Origin of the sequence: Pseudomonas sp. K5002, from assembly GCF_013386655.1 — a bacterium.
Lineage (GTDB): Bacteria > Pseudomonadota > Gammaproteobacteria > Pseudomonadales > Pseudomonadaceae > Aquipseudomonas.
Genome location: NZ_JACARK010000570.1, coordinates 1 through 4,308, shown reverse-complemented (window position 1 = coordinate 4,308; position 4,308 = coordinate 1). Strand labels below are relative to the sequence as shown.

Genomic DNA, 4,308 nt, shown 5'->3' with positions numbered 1-4,308 from the left:
GTTGACCCCGGGAATGCGGTTGAGCACGTCGCGGGCCTGGGTGGCGCCCTGGCGTTCGAATTCTTCGCGGCGGATCACGTCCCGGGCGCCAGGGTGCTCGAAGACGTTGGTTTGCGCCGCGTCCCCCAGCCAGTCGCCGACCACGTTGGAGGTGCCCAATTCGAGGGTGGCCGGAGCATTCGCCGGTTGCAGGCTGAAGGCGTTGTTGCCCTCGGCACGGGCTTGCAGGCCGGTGCCTTTGAGCAACGCATTCAAGCCTTCTTCAGCGGTGTAGTTGCCCGACAGGCCGTGGCTTTGCACGCCGGCGGTCACGTCCGAGCCAAATGAAATCAGCACGCCGGCTTCCCGGCCAAATTGATTCAGCGCCGCTTCCAGTGACGTAGGGGCGATGCGGTAGGGCTTGGCGTCGGCCGCCATTACGTAGGGAACGGTGCTGAAACTGAGGCTGGCCCCCAGCAACAAGTGGCGCAGGGTGCGGGCGAGTGGCGTCAGGCGAGTCGGTTGCTGGGGCATGAAGTGCGGTCCTGAGAAGGAAGGATCAAGGTGGCTTTCCTTCTCTGTCACGCGAGGTGCGGAAAACGGCTCACGGGGTTTGAAAATATTTCAGGCACGGGCTTCGACAGTGACCCAGTAGCGGGTAAACCGCCGGACCCTGACCGGCAGGCTGACTTGCAGCAGGTCCAGGATTCGTTCGCTGTCGTCCAGCGGGTAGCTGCCGGAAATCAGCAGGTTGGCCACCTGCGGGTCGCAATTGAGCTGGCCACGGCGATAACGGCTCAATTCGGCGAGGAAATCTTCCAGGCGCATGTGGGCCGCCACCAGCATGCCGTCGGCCCAGGCGCCGCTGCCGGCGTCGTTGGGGCGGGCGGTGTCCCAGCCTTTGCGGGTGAAATTGACCTGATGGGCTTTCTCCACCGACAACGGCAAACCGCTATAGGTGTTGGGCATCACGTCAACGTGCCCATCAAACACCGCCAGTTGTGTGTGATCGTTGAATTGCCGCACGTTCAGCCGCGCCGCCTGGGCGCTGAGCAGACCCTGGGAAGTGATGACCCGCAGCGGGGCGTTGCCGGGTTTGGCGGTCAGCAGGATTTCGCCTTCGAGCAGGCGGATCAAGCGTTGCTGGCCATCAAAATGCACATCCACCGCACTGCCGGTGTTGAGCTGCAACTGGCTGCCATCCGCCAGCTGGAACTTGCGCCGTTGGCCGATGGGGCTGCGGTAGTCGGCACTCAACGGCGGCAATATATGTTGCTGGCGCAAACCCCAGGCCGCTGCCGACCCGGCGCCGAGTATCAGCAACAACTTCAGGGCGTGACGACGACTGCTGGATTTCGGCGCATTCAAGGCGGCGTGGGCCAGGGGTGATGGCATCCCGCGCAAGCGCTGGTTCACTCGCTGGATGTGCTCCCAGGCCCGCTGATGTTCGCTGTGGGCGTCCAGCCACTGTTGCCAGGCCGCCTGTTTGCGTGGGTTGAGCGGGCCCTGCTGCATTTCCATCAGCCAGTGCACCGCTTGTTCGGCGACTTGCGTTGAGAAACTCATAGGGCGAAGTAGCAGCGCATCGCCGCTTTATTCAGATGGCGCTTGACCGTGGCGATGGAGATGCCCAGTTCCGCGCCGATTTGCGCGTAGGTCAGGCCGTCGAGCTGGGACAGCAGGAACGCGCGTTTGACCGGGGGCGCCAAGCCGTCCAGCAACTGGTCCAGCTCCATCAGGGTTTGCAGGATGATTGCCCGCTCTTCCTCCGACGGCGCCACGTGTTCGGGCATTTGCGCCAGGGCGTCGAGGTAGGCGCGCTCCAGGTCCTGGCGGCGGTAATGGTTGCACAGCACACGCTTGGCGATGGTGGTGAGGAAGGCGCGAGGTTCGATCAGCGTCGGTGTTTCCCGTGCGGTGAGCACGCGGATGAAGGTGTCCTGGGCCAGGTCGGCGGCGCTTTCCGGGCAGCCGAGCTTGCGTCGCAACCAGCCGGTAAGCCAGTGGTGATGGTCGTGGTACAGGACTTCGACGGTGTTGGACGGCTGCAACGCGCACACTCCGGCAGCATGGGCATGCTTTAGAGAACAAGAATTGTTCGCATTGTAGGGCGCGCAGGCGGGTTCGGCAATTGCCAGTGATGCGTTCTCTTTTGCTTATGAGAACCTTTATCATTAATATTGCGCACTGACGAACCTGGCGCCTTGTGCATGAAACGCAAAACCTCACTTCCCGTTTCCTACCGTCTTGCCGTGACTTCGCGGGTGCTGGCGGCTGTGGTCGGCGGTTACCTGCTGGCCTCGCTGGCCAGCGTGTGCATGACGCTGTGGCTGCCCACCAGCCGCGCCGATGCGGTGATCAGCGGCATGCTGAGTTCGTTTGTGTTCTACCTGTTGGCAGTCATCTGGTGCTTCGCCTGTCGCACGGCCTGGCGCGCCTGGTTTGGCGTGTTGCTGCCCAGCGCGATAATGGCCACGTTCGCGGGGTTGGCGTACTGGATGGCGCGCACATGAAAGAGGGCTTCCGCCAGGCCATGGCCTGGTTGCACACCTGGGCCGGGCTGATCTTTGGCTGGCTGCTGTTTGCGATTTTCCTGACGGGCACCCTGTCGTATTTCAAGGACGAAATTACCCACTGGATGCAGCCCGAAGTGCAGGCGTATCCCGTCGATGACGCCCGTAGCCTGGCCGCCGCCCAAACCTATCTGCAACACCAGGCGCCCAATGCCGCGCGCTGGTTTATCACCTTGCCGAGCAGCCGTGAGCCGGGCCTGTCGGTGATGTGGCAAGACAAGGTCGACCCGGGCAAACGCGGTAATTTCGTCGAAAAACTCCTCGATCCCGTCAGCGGCCAGCAGGTCCAGGCCCGGGAAAGCATGGGCGGCGAATTCTTCTATCGTTTCCACTTCCAGCTGCAAATGCCCTATCCGTGGGGGCGCTGGCTGTCGACCATCGCCGCGATGGTGATGTTCGTGGCGTTGATCACCGGGATCATCACCCACAAGAAAATCTTCAAGGACTTCTTCACCTTCCGCCCGCGCAAGGGCCAGCGGTCCTGGCTAGACGGGCATAACGCCGTGGGCGTGCTGGTGTTGCCGTTCCACTTGATGATCACCTACAGCAGCCTGGTGATTTTCATGAGCATGGTGATGCCGGCGAGCATCCTCGCTTCCTACGGCAACGACACCCGTGCGTTCTTCAACGATGTGTTTCCGGCCACCGACAATGCGCCGGCCCTCGGCCAGCCGGGGCAATTGCTGCCACTGGGCCCGATGTACGAGCAGGCGCGCGAGCAATGGGCCGGCGGGCATGTCGGACGGCTGGTGGTGAATAATCCAAGCGATGTAAACGCCTCGGTCAATGTGTTCCGCGCCGGGTCGGATCGAGTGGTGCATGACTTTGGCAGCACCGTCTCATTCAACGGCACTACCGGCGAACTGTTGCGGGTGAGCGGCGAGCAGTCGCTGCCGGCGGCGATTGGTGGCAGCTTCTACGGTTTGCACATGGGCCATTTCGCCGGCCCGGTATTGCGCTGGCTGTATTTCATCTGCGGCCTCGCGGGCACGGCAATGATCGGCACCGGGCTGGTGATGTGGCTGGGCAAGCGTCAGCTCAAGCACACCAAAACCGGTGTGATGCCCTTTGAGCTGCGGCTGGTGGAAGTGCTGAACATCGCCAGCATGTCCGGCTTGATGATCGCCATCGCTGCATTCTTCTGGGCCAACCGCCTGTTACCAGCCAGCTTTGCCGGGCGCTCGGACTGGGAAGTACAAGCCTTCTTTATTGCCTGGGCCTTGAGCGTCCTGCACGCGATTGTTCGCCAGGGGCGCCGCGGCTGGGTTGAGCAATTGAGTGTGGGCGCGCTGCTGTTTATCGGCGTGCCGGTGCTCAACGCGCTGACCACGACCCAGCATTTGGGTGTGACCCTGGCCAACGGCGACTGGGCCATGGCCGGCTTCGACCTGACGTGCCTGGGCAGCGGTGTGTTCCTCGCCTGGGCTGCCTGGAAAATGCAGCACCGCCGCGTCCCTCAGCCCAAGGCCGAACGTGCCCGGCCATTGACCCTCAAGGGCGAGGTGAACTGAATGCTCCTGGCGCTATTGCTGTGTTACGCAGGGTTTACCGCGTTGTGCCTGTCCATGGACCGGCACCATGGCGAACTGCTGCACAGTAAACCTTCGCCTCGTCGGCGCCTGGGTTTGCGCGTGGGCGGCTGGCTGCTGTTGATTGTCTCGATCTGGCCGGCGGTGCTCGCGACCGGGTGGAGCCAGGGGTTGGTGGAGTGGTGCGCGGTCTTGATGCTCAGCGGGTTGTTGCTGGTGTTGCTGTT

The 4,308-nt window shown here is 62.8% G+C and carries 6 protein-coding genes; 3 read left to right on the top strand and 3 right to left on the bottom strand.

Annotation, left to right across the window (positions count from 1 at the left end; genetic code table 11):
- The 3 genes from HX846_RS23610 to HX846_RS23600 all read right to left on the bottom strand — a co-directional run.
- Window positions 1–513 (bottom strand): secretin and TonB N-terminal domain-containing protein (locus HX846_RS23610; RefSeq protein WP_178966194.1); only part of this gene is annotated, 513 nt, incomplete at its 3' end.
- Window positions 514–603: 90 nt separating this feature from the next.
- Window positions 604–1,545: a FecR domain-containing protein gene (locus tag HX846_RS23605; protein ID WP_178966193.1), complete on the bottom strand. Its 942-nt coding sequence runs from the start codon at window positions 1,543–1,545 to the stop codon at window positions 604–606.
- On the bottom strand, window positions 1,542–2,030 hold the full coding sequence (locus tag HX846_RS23600) for a sigma-70 family RNA polymerase sigma factor (RefSeq protein WP_008438527.1): 489 nt from the start codon (window positions 2,028–2,030) through the stop codon (window positions 1,542–1,544). The genes HX846_RS23605 and HX846_RS23600 overlap by 4 nt, the downstream gene beginning before the upstream one ends.
- 159 nt (window positions 2,031–2,189) lie before the next feature.
- On the opposite strand from HX846_RS23600, the gene HX846_RS23595 reads away from it, so the two are divergent.
- The 3 genes from HX846_RS23595 to HX846_RS23585 all read left to right on the top strand — a co-directional run.
- Complete coding sequence (locus HX846_RS23595) at window positions 2,190–2,492, top strand: DUF3649 domain-containing protein (RefSeq protein WP_003212759.1); 303 nt, start codon at window positions 2,190–2,192, stop codon at window positions 2,490–2,492.
- Window positions 2,489–4,063, top strand: coding sequence for a PepSY domain-containing protein (locus HX846_RS23590; protein ID WP_178966192.1), 1,575 nt, complete (start codon window positions 2,489–2,491; stop codon window positions 4,061–4,063). Before HX846_RS23595 ends, HX846_RS23590 begins: the two co-directional genes overlap by 4 nt.
- Window positions 4,064–4,308, top strand: a 245-nt coding sequence (locus HX846_RS23585; RefSeq protein WP_178966191.1) for a DUF3325 domain-containing protein, incomplete at its 3' end; no start/stop codon positions are given.